This window comes from Bacillus sp. FSL R5-0654, assembly GCF_038008745.1.
Taxonomy (GTDB): Bacteria; Bacillota; Bacilli; order Bacillales; family Bacillaceae; genus Bacillus; species Bacillus safensis.
The window spans coordinates 1,492,103-1,518,148 of the sequence record NZ_JBBOZV010000001.1; the positions used below are offsets into that span (position 1 = coordinate 1,492,103).

At 40.8% G+C, this 26,046-nt stretch carries 25 protein-coding genes; all 25 read left to right on the forward strand.

Features of this window, described 5'->3' with window-relative positions; all coding sequences use genetic code 11:
• The first annotated feature begins 5 nt into the window (after nt 1-5).
• The 25 genes from murD (at nt 6) to sepF (ending at nt 26,043) form a co-directional block, all read left to right on the forward strand.
• Nucleotides 6-1,352, forward strand: a complete 1,347-nt coding sequence (gene murD, locus NSS76_RS07455; protein ID WP_404841203.1) for a UDP-N-acetylmuramoyl-L-alanine--D-glutamate ligase — start codon at nt 6-8, stop codon at nt 1,350-1,352.
• 59 nt (nt 1,353-1,411) lie between these two features.
• Nucleotides 1,412-2,512 carry a stage V sporulation protein E gene (gene spoVE, locus NSS76_RS07460; RefSeq protein ID WP_024424259.1) on the forward strand — a complete coding sequence of 367 codons (1,101 nt, stop codon included), beginning with the start codon at nt 1,412-1,414 and terminating at the stop codon, nt 2,510-2,512.
• A 196-nt stretch (nt 2,513-2,708) separates the two neighbouring features.
• Nucleotides 2,709-3,803: an undecaprenyldiphospho-muramoylpentapeptide beta-N-acetylglucosaminyltransferase gene (gene murG / locus NSS76_RS07465; protein ID WP_286099088.1), complete on the forward strand. Its 1,095-nt coding sequence runs from the start codon at nt 2,709-2,711 to the stop codon at nt 3,801-3,803.
• A 31-nt stretch (nt 3,804-3,834) separates the two neighbouring features.
• Entirely contained in the window at nt 3,835-4,746 is a 912-nt protein-coding gene (gene murB / locus NSS76_RS07470; protein WP_073205095.1) for a UDP-N-acetylmuramate dehydrogenase, read from the forward strand.
• A 125-nt stretch (nt 4,747-4,871) separates the two neighbouring features.
• Nucleotides 4,872-5,651, forward strand: a complete 780-nt coding sequence (locus NSS76_RS07475) for a cell division protein FtsQ/DivIB (protein WP_024424256.1) — start codon at nt 4,872-4,874, stop codon at nt 5,649-5,651.
• The gene (locus tag NSS76_RS07480) at nt 5,648-6,337 is read left to right on the forward strand and encodes a DUF881 domain-containing protein (protein ID WP_073205098.1); all 690 of its coding nucleotides are present in this window, start codon (nt 5,648-5,650) and stop codon (nt 6,335-6,337) included. The genes NSS76_RS07475 and NSS76_RS07480 overlap by 4 nt, the downstream gene beginning before the upstream one ends.
• A 20-nt stretch (nt 6,338-6,357) precedes the next feature.
• Nucleotides 6,358-7,083 carry a DUF881 domain-containing protein gene (locus tag NSS76_RS07485; RefSeq protein WP_073205101.1) on the forward strand — a complete coding sequence of 242 codons (726 nt, stop codon included), beginning with the start codon at nt 6,358-6,360 and terminating at the stop codon, nt 7,081-7,083.
• Nucleotides 7,083-7,451, forward strand: a complete 369-nt coding sequence (locus NSS76_RS07490; protein ID WP_003210988.1) for a small basic family protein — start codon at nt 7,083-7,085, stop codon at nt 7,449-7,451. Before NSS76_RS07485 ends, NSS76_RS07490 begins: the two co-directional genes overlap by 1 nt.
• Nucleotides 7,452-7,610: 159 nt before the next feature.
• Entirely contained in the window at nt 7,611-8,933 is a 1,323-nt protein-coding gene (gene ftsA / locus NSS76_RS07495; protein WP_024424253.1) for a cell division protein FtsA, read from the forward strand.
• A 33-nt stretch (nt 8,934-8,966) separates the two neighbouring features.
• Complete coding sequence (ftsZ, locus tag NSS76_RS07500; RefSeq protein WP_024426931.1) at nt 8,967-10,112, forward strand: cell division protein FtsZ; 1,146 nt, start codon at nt 8,967-8,969, stop codon at nt 10,110-10,112.
• Nucleotides 10,113-10,414: 302 nt separating this feature from the next.
• Nucleotides 10,415-14,731 carry a S8 family serine peptidase gene (locus NSS76_RS07505; protein WP_433961053.1) on the forward strand — a complete coding sequence of 1,439 codons (4,317 nt, stop codon included), beginning with the start codon at nt 10,415-10,417 and terminating at the stop codon, nt 14,729-14,731.
• 249 nt (nt 14,732-14,980) lie between these two features.
• On the forward strand, nt 14,981-15,910 hold the full coding sequence (gene spoIIGA, locus NSS76_RS07510; protein WP_206533878.1) for a sigma-E processing peptidase SpoIIGA: 930 nt from the start codon (nt 14,981-14,983) through the stop codon (nt 15,908-15,910).
• Nucleotides 15,911-15,968: 58 nt separating this feature from the next.
• On the forward strand, nt 15,969-16,688 hold the full coding sequence (sigE, locus tag NSS76_RS07515) for an RNA polymerase sporulation sigma factor SigE (protein WP_007499746.1): 720 nt from the start codon (nt 15,969-15,971) through the stop codon (nt 16,686-16,688).
• Nucleotides 16,689-16,831: 143 nt separating this feature from the next.
• On the forward strand, nt 16,832-17,611 hold the full coding sequence (sigG, locus tag NSS76_RS07520) for an RNA polymerase sporulation sigma factor SigG (RefSeq protein WP_024424250.1): 780 nt from the start codon (nt 16,832-16,834) through the stop codon (nt 17,609-17,611).
• A 150-nt stretch (nt 17,612-17,761) separates the two neighbouring features.
• Nucleotides 17,762-18,700, forward strand: coding sequence for a sugar-binding transcriptional regulator (locus tag NSS76_RS07525; RefSeq protein ID WP_044330757.1), 939 nt, complete (start codon nt 17,762-17,764; stop codon nt 18,698-18,700).
• Between the two features lie 244 nt (nt 18,701-18,944).
• The gene (locus NSS76_RS07530) at nt 18,945-20,189 is read left to right on the forward strand and encodes an NAD(P)H-dependent oxidoreductase (protein ID WP_024426935.1); all 1,245 of its coding nucleotides are present in this window, start codon (nt 18,945-18,947) and stop codon (nt 20,187-20,189) included.
• Between the two features lie 12 nt (nt 20,190-20,201).
• Nucleotides 20,202-20,633: a transcriptional regulator GutM gene (locus NSS76_RS07535; protein ID WP_024424247.1), complete on the forward strand. Its 432-nt coding sequence runs from the start codon at nt 20,202-20,204 to the stop codon at nt 20,631-20,633.
• An 18-nt stretch (nt 20,634-20,651) separates the two neighbouring features.
• Complete coding sequence (gene srlA / locus NSS76_RS07540) at nt 20,652-21,182, forward strand: PTS glucitol/sorbitol transporter subunit IIC (protein WP_024424246.1); 531 nt, start codon at nt 20,652-20,654, stop codon at nt 21,180-21,182.
• Nucleotides 21,183-21,195: 13 nt separating this feature from the next.
• Complete coding sequence (gene srlE, locus NSS76_RS07545) at nt 21,196-22,206, forward strand: PTS glucitol/sorbitol transporter subunit IIB (RefSeq protein WP_024426936.1); 1,011 nt, start codon at nt 21,196-21,198, stop codon at nt 22,204-22,206.
• A 26-nt stretch (nt 22,207-22,232) separates the two neighbouring features.
• Nucleotides 22,233-22,589 (forward strand): PTS glucitol/sorbitol transporter subunit IIA, encoded by a 357-nt coding sequence (locus NSS76_RS07550; RefSeq protein ID WP_007499733.1) that lies wholly within the window; start codon nt 22,233-22,235, stop codon nt 22,587-22,589.
• A gap of 130 nt (nt 22,590-22,719) precedes the next feature.
• A complete protein-coding gene (locus NSS76_RS07555; RefSeq protein WP_024424244.1) occupies nt 22,720-23,496 on the forward strand; it encodes an ABC transporter ATP-binding protein in 777 nt (258 codons plus the stop codon).
• Between the two features lie 79 nt (nt 23,497-23,575).
• Nucleotides 23,576-23,812: a YlmC/YmxH family sporulation protein gene (locus tag NSS76_RS07560; protein WP_008344958.1), complete on the forward strand. Its 237-nt coding sequence runs from the start codon at nt 23,576-23,578 to the stop codon at nt 23,810-23,812.
• A 211-nt stretch (nt 23,813-24,023) separates the two neighbouring features.
• Nucleotides 24,024-24,887 carry a peptidoglycan editing factor PgeF gene (gene pgeF, locus NSS76_RS07565; protein WP_073205108.1) on the forward strand — a complete coding sequence of 288 codons (864 nt, stop codon included), beginning with the start codon at nt 24,024-24,026 and terminating at the stop codon, nt 24,885-24,887.
• Between the two features lie 6 nt (nt 24,888-24,893).
• Complete coding sequence (locus NSS76_RS07570; protein WP_341082680.1) at nt 24,894-25,583, forward strand: YggS family pyridoxal phosphate-dependent enzyme; 690 nt, start codon at nt 24,894-24,896, stop codon at nt 25,581-25,583.
• A gap of 1 nt (nt 25,584) precedes the next feature.
• Nucleotides 25,585-26,043: a cell division protein SepF gene (gene sepF, locus NSS76_RS07575; protein WP_024424241.1), complete on the forward strand. Its 459-nt coding sequence runs from the start codon at nt 25,585-25,587 to the stop codon at nt 26,041-26,043.
• The last annotated feature ends 3 nt before the right edge of the window (nt 26,044-26,046 follow it).

The window sequence follows — 26,046 nt, forward strand, 5'->3', positions numbered from 1 at the left end:
ATAAGATGCAAATGTTAAAAAACGAACATGTACTAGTATTAGGTCTTGCAAAAAGCGGATATGCGGCAGCTTCAATTCTTCATGAGCATGGAGTAAATGTCATAGTAAATGACCAAAAGCCGTTTGAAGAAAATGAACCTGCTCAGCTTCTTTCTGAAAAGGGGATTGATGTCATTTGCGGCAGCCATCCTCTTCGTATGTTCGATGATAAAGAAATTACGATTTTAATTAAAAATCCAGGAATTCCATATGAAAATGTGATGGTTCAAGAAGCGCTTCGCCGACGAATTCCAGTTTGGACGGAAATAGAATTAGCTTATCATTTAACCTCAGCTCCTTTTATTGGGATTACTGGATCAAATGGAAAAACCACTACCACGACTTTGATTTATGAAATGTTGAAACAAGACAGTCAAAAAACTTTAGTGGCAGGTAATATTGGCACAGTTGCCAGCGAAGTCGCTGCAAAGGCAGCTGGCGATGAGTGGATCGTAACTGAACTCTCTTCTTTTCAGTTAATGGGAACAGTTGATTTCAGACCTAAAATCAGCTTAATATTAAATATTTTTGATGCACATTTAGACTATCACCACACTCGTGATGAATATGAAAAAGCAAAGCAGAAAGTATACGCACATCAACTTGAAGATGACATAGCTGTTATTAACCTCGATGATCCATCAGTCGTAAAACTGGCTGAAGCTTCAAAAGCAAAAAAAGTGTTTTTCTCAGTGAAAGAGCAAGTAGACCATGGTGCGTATATTAAAAATGGTGCGATCTACTACATGAATGAACATATCATCGATTTAAAGGATGTTGTTCTTCCTGGTGAGCATAACCAAGAAAATATTTTGGCAGCTATTTGTGTCGTGAAAAATGCAGGCTGTTCAAATGAAGCAATCGCACACGTTCTCACGACATTTAGTGGAGTGAAGCATCGTCTGCAGTTTGTAGATACAATTCAAAGCAGAAAATTCTATAACGATAGTAAAGCTACCAATATACTGGCAACAAGTAAAGCATTGTCAGCTTTTAATCAGCCGACCATTTTACTAGCTGGCGGGCTTGATCGCGGCAATGAATTTGATGAATTGAAACCTTTTATGAAAAATGTAAAAGGAATTATCACATTTGGTGAGACGGCACCTAAGTTTGTGAAGCTTGGTGAAGAACTGGGAATACATCACGTAAAACATGTCGATAATGTTGAACAAGCAGTACCTGCGGCGTTTAACATTTCTGAAGAAGAAGACGTGATTTTATTATCCCCGGCTTGTGCAAGCTGGGATCAACATAAAACATTTGAAGAACGTGGAGACATGTTTGTAAACGCCGTGCATATGCTTAAATAAGGGCTTGTCTCTCGTATGACTGACAGCCCAAATGAAATTATGCTTGGGGTGTCGGTCTCTTGACGAATAAGAAAACTTCTCCGGACTTTTTGCTTGTTGTCATTACGTTACTTTTATTGACGATTGGTTTAATTATGGTGTACAGCGCTAGTGCTGTGTGGGCATCGTATAAATTTGATGATTCGTTTTATTTTGCAAAAAGACAGCTTTTGTTTGCCGGAATCGGAGTTATCGCGATGTTTTTCATTATGCGAGTCGATTATTGGACGTGGCGGACTTGGTCAAAGATATTGATTGCTGTTTGTTTTCTCCTTTTGCTGCTTGTACTTATTCCTGGTATCGGTATGGAGAGAAATGGATCAAGAAGCTGGATCGGTGTCGGTGCGTTTAGTATTCAGCCCTCTGAATTTATGAAGCTTGCGATGATTGCGTTTCTTGCAAAATTCTTATCTGAAAAACAAAAAAATATCACATCCTTTCGTAAAGGTTTCGCACCAGCATTAGGCATTGTGTTTTCTGCATTTGCCATCATCATGCTGCAGCCAGATTTGGGAACAGGGACGGTAATGGTTGGAACCTGTATTATTATGATATTTGTTTCAGGTGCGAGAATTGCTCACTTTATATTTCTCGGTCTTTTAGGGCTCAGCGGATTCGCTGCACTAGTCTTATCAGCGCCCTACCGCATAAAACGAATTACATCGTACTTAAATCCTTGGGAAGATCCACTAGGCAGTGGGTTTCAAATTATTCAATCCTTATACGCTGTTGGTCCAGGCGGTCTGTTCGGAATGGGTCTCGGTCAAAGTAGACAAAAATTCTTTTATTTACCTGAACCTCAAACAGACTTCATCTTTGCAATATTGTCTGAAGAGCTTGGCTTTATAGGAGGATCACTCATTTTGCTGCTCTTTAGTGTTCTATTATGGAGAGGCATACGAATAGCACTTGGAGCCCCAGACTTATATGGAAGTTTCCTAGCAGTTGGTATTATTTCAATGGTTGCCATTCAAGTGATGATTAATATCGCAGTTGTTACTGGACTTATCCCTGTGACAGGTATCACGCTCCCATTCCTAAGTTATGGCGGCTCATCACTGACATTAATGCTGATGGCAATTGGCGTACTTTTGAATGTAAGCAGGTACGCTAGATATTAATGCTGCTAGTTCATGAAACCATGATGACATTTATTTTGCAAAAGTACAAAAAAATGATTTGAAGAGTAGAAATGACAGATTTTGTATTGGAAACATGTTTTTCGACTCTTCTTTACAGGTTTTAACGGAGCCCTGTTGTTTAAAACAGGGTTTATACTTTGTTCAGAGCAGAAAAAAATTGAGGGGAAATGGTATAATGCGTATAGTAATCAGTGGAGGCGGAACAGGCGGACATATTTATCCAGCCTTAGCTTTTATTAAAGAAGTGAAAAGACTGCATCCTGATGTAGAATTTTTATACATTGGTACTGAAAATGGACTTGAAAAGAAAATTGTAGAAAGAGAAAATATCCCTTTCAAATCCATAGAAATTTCAGGTTTTAAAAGAAAGCTTTCCTTTGATAACGTAAAAACGGTGATGAGATTTCTAAAAGGCGTTCAAAAAAGCAAATCTTACTTAAAAGAATTTAAGCCAGATGCGGTCATTGGAACAGGTGGTTATGTGTGCGGCCCTGTCGTTTATGCAGCTTCTAAGATGAAAATCCCGACCATTATTCACGAACAGAACAGCCTGCCTGGTATCACAAATAAGTTTCTAGCAAGATATGTTGATAAGGTAGCCATCTGCTTTGAAGAAGCAAAGGCACATTTTCCTTCTGAAAAGGTTGTATTTACGGGAAACCCTAGAGCCTCTGAAGTCGTCTCTATAAAAGAGGGGAAATCTCTGAAGGAGTTTGGACTGGATGAAACGAAAAAAACGGTTCTTATTTTTGGAGGGAGCCGGGGGGCTGCGCCGATTAATAGAGCAGTTATTGACATGCAAGATGCATTAAAGGCTAAGAACTATCAGCTTTTATATATCACGGGTGAGGTTCATTATGAAAAAGTGCTGAACGAACTAAAGGAAAAAGGTGCAGCACCTAATATGATCACAAAGCCTTTCTTGCATCAAATGCCGGAGTACTTGAAATCGATTGATGTGATTGTTGCAAGAGCCGGTGCCACAACGATTGCTGAAGTAACAGCCCTTGGAATTCCAACTATTTTTATTCCAAGCCCATACGTGACGGCAAATCACCAGGAAATCAATGCAAGATCACTAGAAAAGCATGACGCTGCAATCGTTTTAAGAGAATCAGAGCTTTCTGGAGAAAGCCTCCTTCATGCCATTGATGAAATTGCTGGTAATGAAGAAAAATTAAACGAAATGAGCCGTTTAACAAAAGAACTTGGAGTACCAGATGCGGCTGGACGTTTATATAATGTATTAAAAGAAATTACGACTACATGATGGAATGATATTAGGTAAGGCGGAGGGTAATATGGAGAACTTGAAGAATGAATTATTAGAAGCGCAAGTCGGTAAAGTGCTTGAAAATGAGCCGCTTGCAAATCATACGACAATGAAAATAGGCGGGCCGGCAGATCTATTGATCGTTCCTAAAGATATCGATTCAGTTAAAACGATCATGGATCAGATAAAAAAACACCACGCGGACTGGACGGTTATTGGAAGAGGGTCAAATTTACTCGTACTTGATAAAGGAATACGTGGCGTCGTCCTGAAGTTAGGCGCTGGACTTGATCATTTAACTGTAAATGATGAAGAAATTACAGTTGGCGGCGGCTATTCTGTTGTAAGGCTTGCAACGTCTCTTAGTAAGCAGGGTCTTTCAGGGCTGGAATTTGCAGCTGGTATTCCAGGGTCTATTGGCGGCGCTGTTTATATGAACGCAGGTGCGCACGGATCTGATATCAGTAAGATTCTTGTGAAAGCGAGAATCTTATTTGAAGATGGAAGCATCGAGTGGCTAACAAATGAGCAGATGAACTTTAGCTATAGAACGTCTGTCCTTCAAAAGGATCGACCAGGCATTGTTCTCGAGGCCGTGTTTAAGCTCAAACAGGATGATCGCGAGAAAATCACAAAGAAAATGCAGCAAAATAAAGACTATCGCAAGGAAACACAGCCTTATAATCGACCATGTGCCGGAAGTATTTTTCGAAATCCGCTGCCTGAATATGCAGGACAGCTTGTAGAAAAAGCGAATTTAAAAGGGTACCAAATTGGCGGCGCAAGAATCTCTGATATGCATGGCAACTTTATTGTAAACGCTGGCGGGGCTACTGCTCAAGACGTGCTGGACTTAATCCAGTACATCCAAAAGAAAATTAAAGATGACTACAATGTAGATTTGCATACAGAAGTAGAAATTATCGGTGAAGCAAATTAAAAGCAAGTTTTATGAATGATGGCATCACAGGAAAACAAACGGCATGAAAGAATGCCGTTTGTTTTCTCATCAAAAGATGACCCAAAGGTGTGGACAAGCAGCTTTGAATGGGGTGAAGAATATATATGCGGCCTGATCATGAAAATGAAAAGATCGTCAATATAGAAGAACGAATTCCTAAAATTAAAGAACAAAGGAAGCAGAAAGCGAATCGGAGACTAATTTCTTTTATTCTACTGTTTTTTATCATGGTTTTAATCATTATTTATTTGCAGACACCAATCAGTAAAATTTCTTCTTTAACTATTACGGGTAATGAGCATGTCCCTACAAAACAGCTTGTGAAACTTTCCCAGATTAAAGAAGGCGAAACAGAGTTTTGGAATTTAAATAAAGATTTAACAGCAGATCATATTAAACAAAACAAACTGATTAAAAGTGTCAGTATCAAAAAACATTTTCCAAATAAGGTTAGTATTGCTGTCAAAGAATATGCCAATATTGCGTATCTTCAAAAGGGAAATTTATACTATGAGCTTCTTGAAAATGGGACAGCATTACCAGAAGAAGTCACACCAAGTCATGCAGGACCTATTTTTGTTGATTGGGACAATAAAGAGAAGCTGAAGCAAACGGTTAGATCTTTAAATCAGCTGCCAGCCTCTATTCAGGAACTCATCTCAGAAATATATTATGTGCCAACAAGCTCAAACCAGTGGCTCGTTAAATTTTATATGAATGACGGGAACACCGTGATTGCATCAATTAAAACATTCGCTGATAAAATGAAAACCTATCCTGCCATTGTAAAAGAACTTTCGCCATCTGAAAAAGGCACAATCCATATGGAAGTCGCGACGTATTTTGAAGCGTTTAAATCTAAGAAAAAGGAAGATGAACGTTGAGAGGCAAAACAGTTATATTCTCAATTGTCATGCTTGTTCTTGGTTTTCTGATTTCTTTTTCATACCAATATACTAAGCAGCATCAGGCAGATGTCATTCGAACAGAGCAATGGAAAAAAGAATACTCCTTGAAAAGTCAGCTGACAAAGCAAGAAAAGGCGAATCAGAAACTTGAAAAAGAATTATACAGTCTTCAATCACAGGTTCAAGCCACTGAGTCCAATTTGAAAAATGAAAAAGAGCAGTATTTTAATGTATTGGAAGATGTTGAGAAATACAGGATGTTTACAGGAGAGATCGGTGTAAAAGGAAAAGGGGTAAAAGTATCCCTTGAAGATGCATCTTATATCCCGAGTGGACAAAATGTCAATAATTACATTGTTCATGAGAGCCACATTTTTCATGTGATAAACGAACTGTTTATATCAGGGGCCTCTGCCGTATCTATTAATGGACAAAGAATTACACACCAATCATACATACATTGTAACGGCCCAGTTGTCACAGTTGACGGTGTTCAGCATCCAGCGCCATTTGTTATTTCTGCTATTGGTGATCCGGCTGTGTTAATACCTGCATTAAATATTGCAGGAGGAGTGGTCGATCAGCTGACAAGTGATCAAATTTCGATGACGATTGAAAAAAAGGATATTCGTATGAATCCTCTTTTAAAACACAAAGATTAAAAGTGAAAAGGTGAGTGGTGTTGAGGAAAAAGAAGCCTTTACTTAGTTTGACAGCCTTAATGGTGATATTCGGCATCATGGTCTCCATCCAATTTAATTCATTGCAAAAGCCCGAAGTTCGTGATACTCGCGATGTGTGGGAGCTAAGAGAGGAATTATCTGCATCTAAAAGTAAAGAATTGGATTTGCTGAAAGAAATTGATAAATACGATGAAATGCTGAAAAAGTATGGTCATCAAGGAGATCAATCAAAAGAAGCTCAACTAACTAAAACATTAAAAGATTTAAAAGAAAAGGCTGGTTTTACAGAAGTGACAGGGGAGGGAATTGAAGTTGACATCTCTCAGCTCTTCTCCAAGGATCTGACCGGGGAAGAAGTGAAAAATATCCCCCCTGATCTTCTGAAAAAGCTAATCAACGAAGCCAATATGTATGGGGCAAAACATATTTCCATTAATGACCACCGTGTGATTAATACAAGTGTGATTCGAGATATTAATGGCACGACGAAAATGGATGGCTACAGCTTAGATGGTGATGAAGTGACCATCAAGATGATCAGCGATCAGGCCGACAAATTATACAGCCGTTTAAATGTATCAGATATTGGTGATTTGTTTGCTCAGGAAAATTTCGGCTTAAGTATTAGCCAGCCGAAGCAGCAAATTCAATTAAAAGCATATGACGGTGCAATTCAGTTAAACGAGTTGAAGCCTCTTGACGATGTAAAGGAGGGAAAATCTTAATGTGGCTTCCTGTACTTGGCTTAATCATAGGAGTTGCGATCGGTTTCTTAACAAATTTTACGATACCGAATGAGTATTCTAATTATCTTTCCCTCGCTGTACTTGCTGCGCTTGATACATTGATTGGTGGAATCAGGGCACATCTGCAAGGGGCATACGATGAACTAGTGTTTGTATCAGGCTTTTTCTTTAATATTATACTTGCAATAAGTTTAGCTTTTCTGGGCGTCCATCTTGGTGTAGACTTGTATTTAGTCGGAATGTTTGCTTTCGGCGTTAGATTGTTTCAAAATATAGCAGTTATTCGAAGAATTCTACTAACAAAATGGACAATTTCTAGAGAAAAAAAGAAAAAAAGTGAGTCATAAAAAAGGATATACATATGATGTAACGAATATTTTCAGTAATCCTAATAAAAAATGTTGATTTTTTAAGTTTTGTTACACACTTGTAAAAACACATTCATTGTATTGTTGTTCAGCAAATAATAGAATAGAAAGTATTGATATGTGAGGAGGTGCCATAGAATGAACAACAATGAAATTTACGTCAGCCTTGACATCGGTACATCCAATATAAAAGTCATCGTCGGAGAAATGGCGGATGATTCGCTTAACATTATAGGTGTTGGAAATGTCCCTTCAGAAGGGTTAAAAAAAGGATCGATTGTTGATATAGATGAGACAGTTCATTCTATTAGACAAGCATTTGAACAGGCTGAGAGAATGGTAGGTTTTCCTTTACAAAAGGCGATTGTCGGAATTAACGGAAACCACATTCATATTCAGAATACGAGCGGCGTGGTCGCAGTATCTAGTGAAAACAAAGAAATACATGCTGAAGATGTGAGACGTGTCTTAGATGCTGCACAGGTAGTATCTATTCCTCAAGAACATCTCGTCGTAGACGTCATCCCGAGACAATTTATCGTCGACGGAAGAGATGAGATCACTGATCCGAAAAAAATGCTTGGTGTTCGGCTAGAGGTGGATGGATCGTTAATTACAGGTTCTAAAACGATTCTACATAACTGGCTCCGATGTGTAGAAAGAGCTGGAATTGAAATTATGGATATTTGCTTGCAGCCGCTCGCATCGGGCTCAGCAGCATTATCGAAAGATGAAAAAAATCTAGGGGTAGCTCTCGTCGATATTGGCGGCGGATCTACAACGATTTCCGTATTTGAAAACGGGCATCTCTATTCTACTCACAGTATCCCTTTGGGCGGAGAGAACATTACAAAAGATTTGTCTATAGGACTTAGAACTTCTACTGAAGAAGCTGAACGAATCAAAAAACAATTTGGACATGCGTTTTATGATGAGGCATCGTCTGAAGAAACATTTGAAGTTTCTGTCATCGGTACCGATCAGAAACAGACGTATACACAGCTTGAAGCGGCTAATATCATCGAGGCTCGGCTGGAAGAAATCTTGCTCTTTGTGGCAGAGGAATTAAGAAATATGGGTGTCCATGATTTGCCTGGCGGATTCGTTCTAACAGGTGGACAGGCAGCTATACCAGGTATCCTTTCTCTTGCACAAACGGTCTTGCAAAACAATGTTAGAATTGCAAGTCCAAATTATATTGGGGTGAGAGAACCTCAGTATATGACAGGAGTGGGTCTGATCCACTTTGCTTATCGCAATGCAAAGATTCAGGGCAGACAAGTTGGATTCCAAATGCCGGATGAGGCGTTTCATGAAGTAGGCGCATCCATGGAGCCGGTTTCTTCTGCACCACAAGTGAAAGAAGCGCAGCCAAGACCGAAAGTAAAACAAAAAGCACAAGAAGAGACAAATAAAAAACCGGGCAAAATGAAAAAACTATTTAATATGTTCTGGGAATAGAATTAGATTTTCGACGGATTAGGAGGATTCAGCATGTTGGAGTTTGAAACAAATATAGACGGCCTAGCATCAATTAAAGTAATCGGAGTAGGTGGAGGCGGAAATAACGCTGTCAACCGAATGATCGAAAATGACGTACAAGGTGTCGATTTCATTGCAGTCAACACAGATGCACAGGCGTTAAATCTATCAAAAGCAGAAACGAAAATGCAAATCGGTGCTAAGCTGACAAGAGGGCTTGGAGCAGGTGCGAATCCTGAAGTCGGTAAAAAAGCTGCTGAGGAAAGCAAAGAACAGATTGAAGAAGTATTAAAAGGCGCAGACATGGTCTTTGTTACTGCTGGTATGGGCGGTGGAACTGGTACGGGTGCTGCACCTGTCATTGCAAAAATCGCAAAAGATTCTGGTGCATTGACAGTTGGAGTCGTGACTCGTCCTTTCACATTTGAAGGAAGAAAGCGTCAGCTTCAAGCAGTCGAAGGAATTGCTTCTATGAAAGAAGCAGTTGACACTTTAATTGTGATTCCAAACGATCGCTTGCTTGAAATTGTTGATAAAAACACGCCAATGCTTGAAGCATTCCGTGCAGCAGATAACGTGCTACGACAAGGTGTTCAAGGGATCTCAGATCTTATTGCTACACCAGGTTTAATCAACCTTGACTTTGCTGACGTGAAAACAATCATGTCCAATAAAGGTTCTGCTCTTATGGGTATCGGTGTTGCGACTGGTGAAAATCGTGCCGCTGAAGCTGCGAAGAAAGCTATTTCTTCACCACTTCTAGAAACGGCAATCGACGGTGCACAAGGTGTCATCATGAATATTACTGGTGGTACGAACCTAAGTCTTTATGAGGTACAAGAAGCAGCGGACATTGTGGCTTCTGCATCTGATGAAGATGTAAACATGATTTTCGGTTCTGTCATTAATGATAACTTGAAGGATGAAATTGTGGTAACCGTGATCGCAACTGGATTTATTGAGCAAGAGCCAGAGGTGTCAAAACCACAAAGAAATCCATTAGGGCAAGGATTAAAGCAAAATCAATCCATTCCTCAAAAACGTGAAGTAAAACGTGAGGAACATCAGCAGTCATCATCTCAGCCGAGACAAAATACACAATCAAGCGATGATACGCTGGATATCCCAACGTTCTTGCGCAACCGTAATAAACGTTAATCGAGTATCACTCATCCCCTTCCACCGGAAGGGGATTTTTTCATGTTCAATATATAAAGAAACCCGCATCACTACTAATCAAAAAGTCTTAAATGTGTCTGGATTACTTTATCCAACACATGTATTTCGACTTAGAGTGATTAAGTAAAAAGAATCATTTTTAAATCCTATTACAAAAAGCGACAAAATGATGAACTTTATTTGACTACATTAAATAGAACACCATGAATCTTGTCATGAACAAAGGAAAGGGAGGAGTTAAACCCATACACTGTTTGACCATTTGAGGAGGAGGGATTTGATTGAAAGTGAAGTTTCGCAAAACCGCCGGCTATCGTTTGATGAGTCTTTTGGTGATTGGTACTTTAACGATGACAAGCTTTGGGATGGTTCAAGCAAAATCGACTTCTACCTCATATCAAGAGGAAGCTGTTTCCTCCAAGAAAACAAAAGCAAAGATCTCATCTAGATTAATGAAACAGTTTCAACAAGAAGACAAGGTGACCTTTTTAGTCAAAATGAAGGAACAAACCAATGTCAAAAAAGTGGCGAAGGATGCTGTGTCAAAAGCCAAAAAACAAAAGTTAACAGCAGCTAAAACGCAGTACACAAAAAGATCAGCTGTCGTATCAGAACTAAGAGCGACGTCTGAAGAGACGCAGGAAGCGCTGCTTGCTTATTTACAAAAAGCCCAAAAGAAAAAGCAAGTGAAGGATATTCATTCGTACTATATTGTGAATGGTCTCGCTGTGACGGGAACGAAAGAAGTCATGGAAAAGGTAGCTTCCTTCCCAGAAGTAGAACAAGTGCTGCCAAATGAAATCCGTCAAATCCATCGTCCTGTTGATTTGAAGACTTCAATGAAAAACAAACAAATCAAAGCAGCAGATGGAATCGAGTGGAATATTTCTCAAGTTCATGCCCCAGAAGCGTGGGCTTTAGGCTATGACGGAACTGGTACCGTTGTGGCAAGTATTGATACAGGTGTGGAATGGGATCATCCTGCATTAAAAGAAAAATACCGTGGATTTGACCCTGCACGTCCGAATGAACCTTCTCATGAATTCAATTGGTACGATGCAACGACAGGTTCTAAAGCGCCATACGATGATTTAGAGCATGGTACACATGTAACGGGAACGATGGTTGGCTCTGAGCCAAATGGAGAGAATCAAATTGGAGTCGCACCAGGTGCAAAATGGATCGCGGTGAAAGCTTTCTCAGAAGATGGTGGATCAGATGCTGATCTGCTTGACGCAGGTGAATGGATTTTAGCTCCAAAAGATGAAAACGGAACCCCTCATCCAGAAAAGGCGCCAGATGTGGTCAATAATTCTTGGGGCGGTGGGCCTGGTCTTGATGATTGGTATAAAGATGTGGTCAATGCTTGGAGAGCAGCGGACATCTTCCCAGAGTTTTCAGCTGGTAATACGGATTTATTTAACCCTGGCGGTGAGGGATCTATTGCAAATCCTGCGAACTATCCCGAAGCCTTTGCGACGGGTGCAACAGATCAAAACAACAAACTGGGTTCTTTCTCTTTGCAAGGCCCCTCTCCATATGGGGTCATGAAACCAGATATTGCGGCCCCAGGGGTAAATATTCGTTCTTCTATTCCTGGGAAAGGGTATGAGGATGGCTGGAATGGAACCTCGATGGCAGGTCCGCACGTTTCAGCTGTTGTGGCTCTTCTGCGCCAAGTACAGTCAGATCTGTCTGTTGAAGAGATCGAAGAAATTCTCATTGATACTGCAAAACCGCTGACAGATCAGCAATTCCCGGAATCTCCTAACAATGGCTATGGGGCAGGATTAGTTGATGCAAAAGAAGCCATCACAGCATTAACAGATGGAATTGGCAAGATTGAAGGACAGGTAACAAAAGAAGGAGAAGATACAGAACCACCTGTTTTTTCTCATAAAGGACCGAATGAAATTTTTGCCTCTACGCCAACACCTCTAAGTATTACAGCAGAAGATGAAGTAGCTGTGACAAATGTCTCCTTGAGCTATCAAGTGGATCAAGGGAAAAGGGAGACGCTGCAAGCAAAACGAACGGATGGAAATCATTTAAAAGGGACATATGTTGTTCAGCTCCCAGAACTTGAGGGAGAAAACGTCACGTACCGATGGATTGTGAAAGATTTTGGAGAAAATGAAGCTGCATCAGAACCGTATACGCTTCCGATTAAAACATCCATCACGACTGGCTACTCGCAAGATTTTGAAGCTTGGCCAAGTGGATGGTTTAGTGGGGGAACAAAAGATCCTTGGCAGTGGGGGAAGCCGACCACCGGTCCGAAAAAGGCCTTTACTGGAGATCATGTCTACGCTACAAACCTAGACAGTCCTTATGAAAATCAAACAGATGCTCATTTATCTATGCCGATGATTGCTGTACCTGAGTCAGGCTCCTCCTTTTTACAATATCAATACTGGCATGACCTTGAAGCAAATTATGACTATGTGCATATTCATGTGCAGCCTGAGGGGGAAGATGCTGTCCAAGTGGCAGCCTACACAGGCAAAACAAGTGAATGGACAAAAGGAGAAGTAGATTTATCTGCTTACAAAGGTCAGAACGTGAGAGTTATTTTTCAGCTAAGAACGGATGGCAGTGTGACAAAAGACGGTTTTTATTTAGATGATGTGAAAATAACAGATCAAGCCTTGCCTCAAAAGGCAAAGAAACAGCTTGGCGTCATCAAAAAAGAAAAGTCAGCACAGGAGCAGAAGAAACCCGTCGATCCGAAAAGCGCAAAGCCTGCTAAAATAAAAGAAAAACATGTCCAGATGAAAAAGGAAAAAAGCTTAGATGCCCCATCTATCAAAGCTCTTCCGATGAAGGCAGAAATCAGTGTTCTTGAAAGCGGCAAGTCCACATACACAGATGAAGCGACAGGGAGATATCAGCTTTCTCATGGTGCAGGGGAATTTACAGTGAAAGCTGAAGCATATGGCTTTGAATCACGCACACAAAAAGTCAATATTTCTGCAAATGATCAAGCAGAGGCAAATTTCTCGTTACAGCCACTAGAAAAACGAACGATATCTGGCACAATTGTCAATGAAACAACGGGTGAAAAAGTAAAGGATGCTACGGTTTATCTTGTAGAGGATGCGAAAATTGAGCCGGTGAAAACAGATGAATCTGGCGAGTTTTCTCTAGAGGCATTGAGCGGTGTGTATACAGTCAAAGTATTTGCGAAAGGGTTTAAAGGATATTCGTTTACAGCCGACGTGACAGAAAAGCCGCTTGAAAAAGCAATCAATCTGGAACCTTTCATCGGTTTTGCTGGCGAAATTGGCTACGATGACGGAACAGCTGAAAATGCACGGGCGTTCTATGATCCTGGTAATGGCTGGGCGGTGAAATTTTCATTAGAAAAAGGGAAGAAACAAGCACAGGTCACAGGGGGGCTTTTCCGTTTCTGGACAACAGAGTGGCCAGCCCCTGGCGGGAATGAATTTGCGGTTGAAGTGTATGATGCTTCTGGGAAGGACGGCGCTCCAGGTGAGAAAATTGCGGGACCTTTTAAAGCGAATGCGCTGCGTAATGGTGAATGGACAAAAGTAGATTTAGAAGATCAAGCCATTACGGTGGATGGAGATTTCTATCTTGTCTATATTCAAACGAAAAAGAATACGGAATCTCCAGGCCTTGCAACAGATGAAGATGGACCGAATGCTGAAAGAAGCTGGCAGCTGACAAGCGGTGCCTTTTCTCCTTCTCCAAAAGAAGAGGGAAATTATATGATTCGTGCGCTTGTCCAATATGAAGCAGATGTGCCAGAAATAACATCTCCAAAGGCTGGAACGATCACGAACAAAGATGAACTGGAGATTGAAGGGAAAGCCTCTCCAGGGGTTGATGTAGCGATCTATCAAAACGATAAAGAGATTGCCAAAGTGAAAGCAGATCAGTCGGGTGCTTTCAAAGAGAAGGTTACAGTGTCAAGCGGAGAGCATGTATTCACAGCTGCTACTGTTACGGATAAAGGCGCAACGAAAAAATCCAAATCAGTCAAGGTGATCATTGATCAAACAGCCCCAGTGTTAACGATAGATACACCAAAAAAAGGGGAAAAGTCTAACAAAGAATCACTCACTGTAGAAGGAAAGGTAACGGATGATCATCTTGATCAAGTCACTGTGAATGGAAAAAAAGCAGCAATAAAAGATGGGAAATATTCTGCAAGAATCCTGCTTGAAAACGGGAAAAATACGATCAAAGTAACAGCAAAAGATGCAGCAGGAAACAAAACGACTAAAAAAGTCGATATCGATGTTCAATACGAAGCGCCTGAGATTTCTAAGCTGACACCAGCAGAGAATGTCAATCTATCATCAGGTGAGTCTGTTAAAATTTCATTTAACAGCAGAGAAAAGCTAGACGCAACGTTTGTCATTCACATGCCGCTGACAAACGCGAGATCAAAGCTGCAAAATACAACAGAGCTGCCGCTTCGTGAGGTAGCCAAGGGAACATATGAAGGTTACTGGACAGCTACTTCTACCGCCAAAGCAAAAGGTGCAGTCATTGAAGTGATTGTGCGGGATGATTATGGAAATGTCACACGACAAAAAGCCCCAGGCACATTAAATATCAATGAAAAATAATCCTTAAGAAAGGCACGCCTCCTTGGAGCGTGTCTTTTTCGTTTCGAATCATTGTTTAAAAGCTTGTCCGGAAGCACACTCTCTTGCTTTGCGCTCTCATTCCTCGACAAAAACAATAACAATCCACCAAAAGTTCTCTATCATCCCCAACAAGAATTGACAGACTTCCATCTCTTGGCTGTTTTATACTGGTACAAACAAGTGCAAGTACTGCTTTTGATTCTTTGTTTCAGATGAAAGGAGCAGAAGGTGGTCATTTATTTAGATGTGATTTGGCTGTTAAACTTTTGTTTTGATCTATTGCTTCTCTTACTCACTGCATTTATTCTCAAACGACAAGTAAAAAAACGGCGATATATGTTAGGAGCTCTGATTGGATCGAGCATTGTTCTCTTGCTCTTTACACCATTTGCAATGTTTGTGTCACACCCTCTAGGCAAAATGCTTTTTTCTGTCTTGATCGTGCTTGCAACTTTTGGATTTCAAAGATTTCGATTCTTTTTTCAAAACCTGTTTGCTTTTTACTTTGTCACATTTTTGATGGGAGGAGGCATGATCGGGGTTCATTCGTTTTTACAAACCAATACTGTTATTCAAGACGGGCTGCTGATTTCACAAAATGATGGCTTTGGTGATCCCATTAGCTGGCTTTTCGTTTTAACCGGCTTTCCTGCGATTTGGCTGTTTTCAAAGAAACGATTAGGAGAGGTCGGTGCGAAAAAAAGACAGTTTGATGAACAAGTCCTTGCGGAGATACACATTCAAGGAGAGACCATCCGCTTAAAGGGACTCGTCGATTCTGGCAATCAGCTGTATGATCCTATGACGAAAACACCTGTGATGATCGTTCAAGCAGATCAACTCATGTCCATTTGCGGAGAGCCATTTATAGAGCTTATGAAGCAGTCTCATCCTGTTGAAGTGATGCAAAAGCTCGATGATCGATTTCCGCTTCTTGATCGTTTAAGACTTGTTCCATATCGAGCGGTCGGTCATGATCACGGGTTTCTTCTATGCTTAAAACCAGATACGGTCATCATTTATTCAAAAACGCATATGATCCAGCCAGCCAAGTGTTTTGTAGGTATGAGTCTGAGCGGTTTATCAGCAGATCAGGAATTTCAATCCATCATTCATCCAGATATGTTAGACGGAAAAATCATCCAAGGGGTGTCTTAAGTTTTGGTGATGTCTTTTATCTTACGAGGTCAACTTGACATTTAGAAGGGAGAAGAAGATGAAAAAATTAAAATTTAAACTCACTTACTACTGGTATAAACTCCTCATGAAGCTAGGTCTTAAGAGTGATGAGATTTATTATATTGGTGGTAGTGAGGCGTTGCCGCCGCCATTATCAAAGGATGAAGAGCAGGAACTGCTTGTCAAATTACCAAAAGGTGATCAAACAGCAAGGGCTATCCTGATCGAAAGAAATTTGCGGTTGGTGGTCTACATCGCAAGAAAATTTGAAAACACAGGGATTAATATTGAGGATTTAATTAGTATTGGAACTATTGGCCTGATTAAGGCAGTCAATACATTTAACCCAGAAAAAAAGATCAAGCTTGCGACATATGCTTCGAGATGTATTGAAAATGAGATTTTGATGTATTTGCGCCGAAATAATAAAATTCGTTCAGAAGTGTCGTTTGATGAGCCGCTCAACATTGATTGGGACGGAAATGAACTGCTTTTATCAGACGTACTTGGAACAGATGATGATATTATCACACGGGATATTGAAGCAAATGTAGATAAAAAACTTTTGAAAAAAGCGCTGGAGCAATTAAATGACCGTGAAAAACAGATCATGGAGCTCAGATTCGGCTTGGTTGGCGGTGAGGAAAAAACCCAAAAAGATGTCGCTGATATGCTAGGCATTTCCCAGTCGTATATTTCAAGGCTTGAAAAAAGAATTATTAAACGATTACAAAAAGAATTTAACAAAATGGTCTAAAAAAAATTTTTGAAAAGCTCTGTCCCTTTGCTGTCAAAGGAATCAACTTCTTTTCTCATGATTCTCGTCATCACTCGTGCATATTTTTCCATCCCAAGGAGATACTGAACTTTGTACAACAGCTCCTGTAGGGAGGGAAAAAAGTGTCCAGAAATAAAGTGGAAATCTGCGGAGTCGACACCTCCAAACTGCCTGTTCTGAAAAACGAAGAGATGAGAAAATTGTTCAGACAGCTGCAAGATGAGGGTGACGATACAGCAAGAGAAAAGCTAGTCAATGGCAATTTGCGGTTGGTTTTAAGTGTGATTCAGCGTTTTAACAACAGAGGCGAGTATGTGGATGATCTCTTCCAAGTAGGCTGTATCGGATTAATGAAATCAATTGATAATTTTGATTTAAGCCACAATGTCAGATTTTCAACTTATGCGGTCCCTATGATCATAGGAGAAATCCGTCGATACTTGCGTGATAACAACCCAATTCGGGTGTCTCGTTCACTAAGAGATATTGCCTACAAAGCGCTTCAGGTTCGTGAGAGGCTGATTAGTGAGACAAGCAAGGAGCCAACGGCAGAAGACATTGCCAAAGTGCTGGAAGTGCCTCATGAGGAAATTGTCTTTGCCCTAGATGCGATTCAAGATCCTGTTTCTTTGTTTGAACCGATCTATAATGACGGAGGAGATCCGATTTATGTGATGGATCAAATTAGTGATGATCGGAACAAAGACACACAATGGGTAGAGGAATTGGCCTTAAAAGAGGGAATGCGCAGATTGAATGATCGAGAAAAAATGATTCTCCGCAAACGGTTCTTCCAAGGAAAAACGCAAATGGAAGTCGCTGAAGAGATCGGGATTTCTCAAGCACAAGTCTCAAGACTTGAAAAAGCAGCCATCAAACAAATGAATAAAAACATCTTTTAAAGCCGCCGCTTCATGTGCGGCTTTTTTCATTCTGGGAAAGAGCGCGTCTCTAGTATTGACTCTGTTATTTTTTTCATTTAATCTGTTTTTAACAAATGTTATTTTAGATATCATTTGTTAGGGAACACTTAAGCGGAAAGAAGGGTTATTATGACATTCCATGATGAAAGAAGGCTGCTCATTAAGGTTGCGCATATGTATTATGAAGAAGGCGCCACTCAATCTAAAATAGCAGATGCTGTTGGGGTTAGCCGTTCGCTCATATCGAAATATTTGGCAAAAGCACGTGAAGCAGGAATCGTGGAAATCATTATTCATGATGAAATGAATCAACAATATGGATCTTTAGAAAGAAAAATAGAGCGGAAATACGGGCTGCGAGAAGTAGTCTGTGTGGAAACGCTCAGCCAAGAAACAACAAAAAGCCGAATCGGCGCTGCGGCGGCAGGCTTTTTATTAAAAGTCATGAAGGATGGACAAGTCATCGGTTTTTCCTCAGGAACGACTTTGCATGAAATGGCGAAAGCGCTTACGTCAGTTCAGCACTACCCATCCGTGACATTTGTTCCGCTTGTCGGGGGTGTGGGAAACGAAGATGTTGATATCCATGCCAATTATATTATTGCGAGATGCACAGAGGCACTCAAATCTAAATGTGAGTTTTTACATGTGCCCGTCATGCTTGATACGAAAGAAGCGAAGGATGTACTGATACGGCAGCCGTCAATCAAAAAAGTGATTGAATTAGGAGAAACATCAAATATTGCGGTTGTCGGGATTGGCGGGGTTCCGCAGCATTCAACGATGGTGAAATCTTATATGACAAGCGGTGAGGAGGATATTCTTCAAGCGAAGGATGTAGCGGGTGACATTTGCTATAACTTTATTGATCACCAAGGGGAAGTGTATCCTCACCCATGGAACGACAGGGTAATGGGCATAAGCCCGCAAAAGTTGAAAGAAATCCCGCTAGTCATTGGTGTCGCTGGAGGAGAAGAAAAAGTTGAAGCGATCCGGGCAGCATTAGAAGGTGGATTAATTCATGTATTAATTACGGATGAACGAACAGGAGATGCCTTATTAAAGTAACTACCTAATATGATTAGGTAGTTTTTTTGAGTCTTTAGACTCAAAAAGATTGAAAATTTTATCGATTTTATCTTGACACAAAGTTGACACATCATATAAACTAAGTTCATAACAAATGATAAATAAAATAACAAATGTTACAAGAAACAGATTTTTGTTAATTTTTATAACATTTGTTAAAAGTTTCAGATTATTTTTCTAGCAATCTACCCGAGAAGCAAGAAAACCTGAAAGGATGATTTAGATGTCAATCTATCAACAGTTGTTAGCTCGAGAACGCAGTGGAGATCCAATCAAAGTAGGAATTATTGGGGCAGGCCAAATGGGCTTTGGACTTATTTCACAAATTTCTAAAATTCCAGGCATGATTGTAGCAGGTGTTTGTGATATTCACCTTAGTGCAGCAGAGAAGGCAGCGAATTTTTACAAGCAGCATGCGAAGCCGCATCAAATGGTCGTCACAAATGATTATAGAGAAGTGATTCAATCAGATTTTGTGGAAGTTGTCGTAGATGCAACAGGAGTGCCAGAGGTCGGAGCAAACATATCTTTGGAAGCGCTTAATTCAAAGAAACATCTCGTTCTTTTAAATGTAGAAGTTGATATTACCATCGGTTTGGTGATGCATAAATTATTCACAAATGCAGGACTTGTTTATTCTGGATCAGCTGGAGACGAACCGGCAGCAACACTAGAATTATATGAATTTGCAAAAACAATGGGACTTGAGGTGCTCGTTGCTGGGAAAGGCAAGAACAACCCATTCTTCCCAGAAGCAAATCCAGATACGTGTAAAGCAGAAGCAGATAGTAAACATATGAGTGCACATATGCTCGCTGCCTTCCAAGACGGAACAAAAACAATGGCAGAAATGAACTTATTAAGTAACGCGACAGGGCTTTTGCCAGATAAAGTCGGTATGCACGGAGTCGAAGCAAATTTAGAGAATGTAGCAGATAAATTGAATCAAAAACAACAAGGCGGCGTGCTCGATAACTTCGGAGTCGTTGAATATGTAAATGGACTTGCTCCAGGCGTATTCGTTATCGTCAAGAGTGATCTAGAGCCAGTAGATGAAGAGCTTCGTTACTTAAAAGTTGGAAAAGGTCCTCACTACACGCTTTACCGTCCTTTCCACTTAGCGAGTCTTGAAACACCTGTTACCATCGCAAAAGCGGTCTTACAGCATGATTCATCGATCCACCCGATTGGTGTACCAGTGTCAGAAACAGTCGCTGTTGCGAAAAGAGATATTAAAGCAGGGGAATCACTTGACGGAATTGGCGGATACTCCGTAAGAGGTGTACTTGAAACGCATCAAGACATGAAAACGAACGGTCACATTCCAATTGGCTTAATCAGCGGAAAAGTCGTAGCGAAAAAAGACATCAAATTAGGACAGTTCCTGACTCATGATGATGTAGAGCTTGATTCAAACACAACCGTCTGGAAGCTGCGTTCATTACAAGATCACTTATTTCAATCATAAGGACGTGAAGCTATGGAAAAATTAGCAATCGTACTTTGTATCATTCTCATCGTGCAGTATGGGTTATCTTTTATTCAAATCAAGTATTACCGCAAAAGCATGGACTCACTGATTGATGACTACAGAGGGAAACAAGGCTATCACTTATTTTCAGGAATGGAACGGCGCAAAGTTGGCCCTGGGGCCATTGCGCTCATCATTGTGGATGAATCGTATATCATTCAAAAATGCCATGTGCTTGGCGGCGTGTCGATCTTATCTAAATTTAAAGAAGTCCCTGCATATGAAGGCAAGCATGTAGGGGCTGTGCTGGACGAGCACCACATGATGAAGAAAACGTTGAAAAAGCGCAAAAAAGCGCCAGCTGTCATGCAAGCACTTTCCATGGCGGCTGAGCAGGCACTTGTCTCGATTTCGAAAAAAAATATAACAAATGTGAACTAAAGAAAGGGGAGATGAAACATGGAATGGATTCAATGGTTTGGAGAGCACTTTATCGGAATGTTTGAAGCCGGCGGAAAGCAGTTCATGGGTCTGATTACAGGTATCGTTCCAACGCTTGTTGTGTTACTTACTTTCACTTATGCTGTCATGAAATTTATTGGAGAAGAGCGAGTGAATAGAGCCATTCAGTTTGCAGCGAAATATACCATTTTGCGCTACACGTTAATGCCGATCTTATCTGTACTTATTTTGACAAACCCAATGGCTTATACGTTTGGCCGCTTCTTACCTGAAAAACAAAAACCAGCATTCTATGATTCAGCTGTTTCATTTGTTCATCCGGTGACATCACTGTTCCCGTATGCCAACGCAGGAGAACTATTTGTCTACTTAGGAATTGCGAACGGGATTAAAGAAGCTGGTTATTCAATGTCAGAGCTTGCTGTTCGTTACTTCTTAGTCGGGATCGTCGTCATTTTACTACGCGGAATCATTACTGAATGGATTACAAAATATTTAGCAGGAAAAATGAAAGCGAATTCACAATAGGGGAGGGTTAGACATGACAAACCACAAAGTATTTGTTGCAAAAGGTGCTGGCGGATGGGGAGAAGGCTTAGAGCTTGAACCAACTGGTAAAAGAAGAAAGGTTGTTTCCATTACAGGGGGAGGCATTCACCCGGTTGCACGTAAAATTGCAGAAATGACAGGGACAGAAGCATGTGATGGCTTTAAAAACTCTATACCAGAAGATGAAATGATGTGTGTTGTCATTGACTGCGGGGGAACAGCGCGAATCGGACTTTATCCAATGAAACGCATTCCAACTGTAGACGTTTTGGCATCCTCTCCTTCTGGGCCGCTTGCTAAACATATTACAGAAGATATCTTCGTATCAGGCGTAACAGAAAAAGATATTTCCTATGCAGAAGCATCTGATGGTGAGGCGAAAGCAGAAGGTCAGGAAAACAGTGAGTCGATTGACAAAGAGAATTTCAAAGAAACGTATGCAAAGCTGAAAGAGGAAAATATTGAGCGGCAGGAAAAAGGCAATTTCCTGATGAGATTCTCACGCGGAATCGGGAAAGTCACCGGTACGTTCTACCAGGCTGGCCGTGATTCTGTTGATATGCTTTTGAAAAACATTATTCCATTCATGGCATTTGTCAGTATGTTAATTGGAATTATCAATTATACAAAAATCGGTGATCTGATTGCCCATTTTCTATCACCTTTGGCTGGATCTCTTTGGGGGCTCTTACTGCTCGTTGTGGTCTGTACACTGCCGTTCCTATCACCTGTCTTAGGACCTGGAGCAGTCATTGCCCAAGTCATCGGTGTTCTGATTGGTAGTCAAATCGCACTAGGAAACATTCCGCCTCAATTTGCACTTCCTGCACTATTTGCCATCAACGGTCAAGTAGGGTGTGATTTTATTCCAGTGGGGTTGTCACTTGGTGAAGCGAAGCCGGAAACGGTACAATATGGGGTACCAGCTGTTTTGTATAGCCGTCTTATTACAGGGGTTCTATCTGTTGTGATCGCATACGTTGCCAGCTTCGGTATGTATTAAACGTATTAAAGGAGGAATCGAGATACATGGTAACACAATCTGTCGTAAAAGAAATTGGGATCTTAGTCCCGCAATTTAAAGAAGATAAGCTGATTGTTTTATTTGGACCCGCAGCGCCGCAGGAATTAAGAGATATGTCTGTCATTCATGAGTTCGAACATCTAGAAGAAGAGCCGCTGAAGCTAGGCGGAACCATTCAAGTGGGCGATCAAACGTACACGATCACAGCCCTAGGCAATAAAGCAAATGACAACTTTAAAGAGCTCGGCCATATTTCGATCTACTTCCAAGAGCCGTTTGATGATGTATTACCAGGAGCTGTATTTGCATCCCCGCACACGTTTCCTGATATAAAAGAAGGCGTACGAATTGAAATTTCGTAACCTTGTAAAAAAAGCTGTTCCTAAATTGGAACAGCTTTTTTATATGAGGTTTACCAGAAAGAGCATTTACGATATGCTGTAAACATTCATTATTTGTATATTCAGAATTTTTACTCAGGAGGAAGTTATGGTGTCACTTGAATTGAAGAATGTTTCATTAAAAAGAAATGGGAAATGGCTGCTGCAGTCTGTTGACTGGCAGGTAAATAAGCAGGAACACTGGGTGCTTTACGGTTTAAATGGTGCGGGGAAAACCGCTTTATTAAATATGCTCTGCTCCTATTATTTCCCCACGTCAGGCGAGATGACAGTGCTGGGGCATGTCTTTGGCAAGGAAGCTCTTGGTGAAAAGCTCAGGAGGAAAATTGGTCTCATCTCAGCGGGACTTGAAAAGAAATTGCACAGAGACGACAATGCTTTTGAAATTGTTTTGAGCGGCGCATTTGCTTCTATCGGGCTTTATGAAACCCCGACTGATGAAATGAGAGAGAAAGCCATTGATCTATTAAAAGCGTTTGGTTCATTCAAATATGCCAACAGAACATATGAAACCCTCTCACAGGGAGAGAAGCAAAAAGTCTTGATTGCGAGGGCTTTAATGAATGATCCGCAGCTCTTGATTTTAGATGAACCTGTGACGGGTCTTGATTTTTTAGCAAGAGAGCAAGTGCTGGAGACCATCTCATTTATTGCAGCTAAGCCTGATGCGCCTACTTTGCTCTATACGACCCATCATGCAGAGGAGATTCTGCCTGTTTTTCAGCATACCTTATTATTAAAAAATGGATCGGTTTTTGATCAAGGAGAAACAAAAGAGATGATGACAAGCGGCCTGCTTTCTTCTTTTTTTGAATGTCCGGTAGATGTCATGTGGAGAAATGGCCGTCCGCATTTAAGCAAATTGTAGATAAAAGAAACTATTGGTCTGCGTCCCTGCTTTTCCATCATACATATTATAGTAGAAAACGAAAGGCGGGGAAGGACAGATGATCAGTATTTCTGAATTCCAAATCAAGGATGTCGTCGATGTATCCAGCGGGAAAAAACTAGGCACCATTGGGGACATTGATATTAATGTCACAAGCGGTAAAATCCAAGCGATTATTATTGGCGGCACAGGTAAAATGATGGGATTTTTCGGAAAAGAAGAGGAAATGATTGTCCCATGGCGAAATATAGTAAAAATTGGCGAAGATGTGATACTTGTCCGCTTGTCTTCTTAATTCGTATAATTCCTCAATGAATCATTCAATTTTTCCTTAAAACAAACTCTTCATTCTTAGCAAACAATGTCTTTTTCGGGTAAAAAGATTACGTTTTCATATCAATTTGTAAAAAAACCTGCAGAAAGGGCACATTTGAGTGTAATATTTAATGAATCCCACTAACTGTCTATGCATGTCTTGTGGTAAAATAGGAGCGAAATAAAGAGAGATGAATGAAAGGTGGGAGGCAGCTTTGACATACAAATATGACCCCTTTCAGCAGAAATCACCATATGCAATGACCATTCATGATTGGACGAACATGACATGTTCTGGTAAAGAGGTATTGGCCGGGTTTACCACAAAAAATGGCGGCTTTAGCCTACCTCCATATCAATCATTGAACACTGGACTCCATGTAGGAGATGATGCTTCTAGTGTTCAAATGAATCGTCAAGTCATAGCAGATGCTGCTGCTGTGCCGCTCTCTGATTGGGTGTTTGCAGACCAAACACACGAGGATCGCATCCTGAAAGTCACCAAGGAGCAAAGAGGAAGAGGAAGTCTTCATTATCATGAGGCACTGCCTGGTACAGACGGTTTATATACGTCTGAGACAAACATGATGCTCGCTCTTTGTTTCGCTGATTGTGTTCCGCTTTATTTTCTAGCTCCGCAAAACGGATTAATTGGAACGGCTCATGCCGGCTGGAAAGGAACCGTCAAGCAAATTGGTGCAAAGATGGTTGATGTATGGGTCAGCCAAGAAGATGCCAAGGCCGATCATATTCAAGTCGTCATTGGACCATCCATTGGCAGCTGCTGCTACATAGTCGATGACGCAGTCATGGATCAAGTGAAACAGCTTCCTTTTTCAACAGAGGATGTGTATTCCGAGATTTCACCAGGACAATATAAAATTGATTTGAAAACATTAAACAAAAACGTATTGCTTCATGCAGGAATAAAGGAAGAAAACATACATGTCAGTTCGATGTGCACAAGCTGCAATGATCAGCTTTTCTTCTCACACCGGCGTGATCAAGGGAAAACAGGACGTATGATGTCTTTTGTCGGGTTTAAGGAGGCATAAGTGCAATTGAATGTACGAGAGAATCTCAGACAAATAAATGAACAAATAAACGAAGCATGTAAAAGAGCCGGTAGACAACCAGCAGATGTATCGGTCGTCGCTGTGACAAAGTATGTCTCAATTGAACGAGCACAAGAAGCCAAGGAAGCAGGAATTATGCACTTTGGTGAAAATCGCGACCAAGGGTTACTTGAAAAGCAGGCGGCCATAACCGATGAAAACATTAGCTGGCACTTCATCGGCAGTTTACAGACGCGAAAAGTGAAATCTGTCATTCAGTCAATTGACTACTTACATTCGCTCGACAGGATGTCTCTTGCGAATGAAATTGAAAAAAGAGCGGATCACACAGTTTGCTGTTTTGTACAAGTGAACACATCTCTTGAGGAGTCAAAACACGGCTTGAAAAGCGAAGACGTCATTCCATTTGTAAAGCAGCTAGCTGATTTCAAACAGATTGAAATTGCTGGACTGATGACGATGGCTCCATTTACAGATGATCACACTGTGATTCGCAACTGTTTTAAAACATTAAAAAATCTTCAAGAAGAAGTAAAACATCTTAACCAAGTAAATGCACCTTGTCAGCATTTATCGATGGGCATGTCAAATGACTTTGAAATCGCAATTGAAGAAGGTGCGACATTCGTTCGGATTGGCTCTTCACTTGTTGGAAATGAAACAGGAGGTGCGTGACATGAGCATAAAAAATAAGTTTAAAAGCTTTTTCACTCTCGACGATGAAGAGTATGAGTACGAATATATTGATGAAGAAAGAGAACCCGTTCAAGAAGAAAAAGGAACGAAGGACAAAGCAGCATTTCAAGATCGCCCGCAGACAGGAAAACAAAATGTCGTCAGCTTGCAAAGCGTGCAAAAATCCTCTAAAGTGGTGTTAAGTGAGCCGCGTGTTTATGCAGAGGCGCAGGAGATTGCAGACCATATTAAAAACAGACGTGCGGTCGTCGTGAATTTGCAGCGCATTCAGCATGATCAAGCAAAGCGAATCATTGACTTCTTAAGCGGAACCGTTTATGCAATCGGTGGAGACATCCAGCGTATTGGCTCGAATATATTCCTCTGCACACCTGATAATGTAGATGTATCTGGTACAATATCAGAGCTATTGACAGAGGAAGAACCTCAGAGGTGGTAAATC

What these genes read in the sequence shown, in the direction of transcription:
- murD (WP_404841203.1), top strand. Translation starts at nt 6, where the DNA reads ATGCAAATGTTAAAAAACGAACATGTACTAGTATTAGGTCTTGCAAAA.
- murG (WP_286099088.1), top strand. Translation starts at nt 2,709, where the DNA reads ATGCGTATAGTAATCAGTGGAGGCGGAACAGGCGGACATATTTATCCA.
- murB (WP_073205095.1), top strand. Translation starts at nt 3,835, where the DNA reads ATGGAGAACTTGAAGAATGAATTATTAGAAGCGCAAGTCGGTAAAGTG.
- NSS76_RS07475 (WP_024424256.1), top strand. Translation starts at nt 4,872, where the DNA reads ATGCGGCCTGATCATGAAAATGAAAAGATCGTCAATATAGAAGAACGA.
- NSS76_RS07490 (WP_003210988.1), top strand. Translation starts at nt 7,083, where the DNA reads ATGTGGCTTCCTGTACTTGGCTTAATCATAGGAGTTGCGATCGGTTTC.
- ftsA (WP_024424253.1), top strand. Translation starts at nt 7,611, where the DNA reads ATGAACAACAATGAAATTTACGTCAGCCTTGACATCGGTACATCCAAT.
- ftsZ (WP_024426931.1), top strand. Translation starts at nt 8,967, where the DNA reads ATGTTGGAGTTTGAAACAAATATAGACGGCCTAGCATCAATTAAAGTA.
- sigE (WP_007499746.1), top strand. Translation starts at nt 15,969, where the DNA reads ATGAAAAAATTAAAATTTAAACTCACTTACTACTGGTATAAACTCCTC.
- NSS76_RS07525 (WP_044330757.1), top strand. Translation starts at nt 17,762, where the DNA reads ATGACATTCCATGATGAAAGAAGGCTGCTCATTAAGGTTGCGCATATG.
- NSS76_RS07530 (WP_024426935.1), top strand. Translation starts at nt 18,945, where the DNA reads ATGTCAATCTATCAACAGTTGTTAGCTCGAGAACGCAGTGGAGATCCA.
- NSS76_RS07535 (WP_024424247.1), top strand. Translation starts at nt 20,202, where the DNA reads ATGGAAAAATTAGCAATCGTACTTTGTATCATTCTCATCGTGCAGTAT.
- srlA (WP_024424246.1), top strand. Translation starts at nt 20,652, where the DNA reads ATGGAATGGATTCAATGGTTTGGAGAGCACTTTATCGGAATGTTTGAA.
- srlE (WP_024426936.1), top strand. Translation starts at nt 21,196, where the DNA reads ATGACAAACCACAAAGTATTTGTTGCAAAAGGTGCTGGCGGATGGGGA.
- NSS76_RS07550 (WP_007499733.1), top strand. Translation starts at nt 22,233, where the DNA reads ATGGTAACACAATCTGTCGTAAAAGAAATTGGGATCTTAGTCCCGCAA.
- NSS76_RS07560 (WP_008344958.1), top strand. Translation starts at nt 23,576, where the DNA reads ATGATCAGTATTTCTGAATTCCAAATCAAGGATGTCGTCGATGTATCC.
- pgeF (WP_073205108.1), top strand. Translation starts at nt 24,024, where the DNA reads ATGAATGAAAGGTGGGAGGCAGCTTTGACATACAAATATGACCCCTTT.
- sepF (WP_024424241.1), top strand. Translation starts at nt 25,585, where the DNA reads ATGAGCATAAAAAATAAGTTTAAAAGCTTTTTCACTCTCGACGATGAA.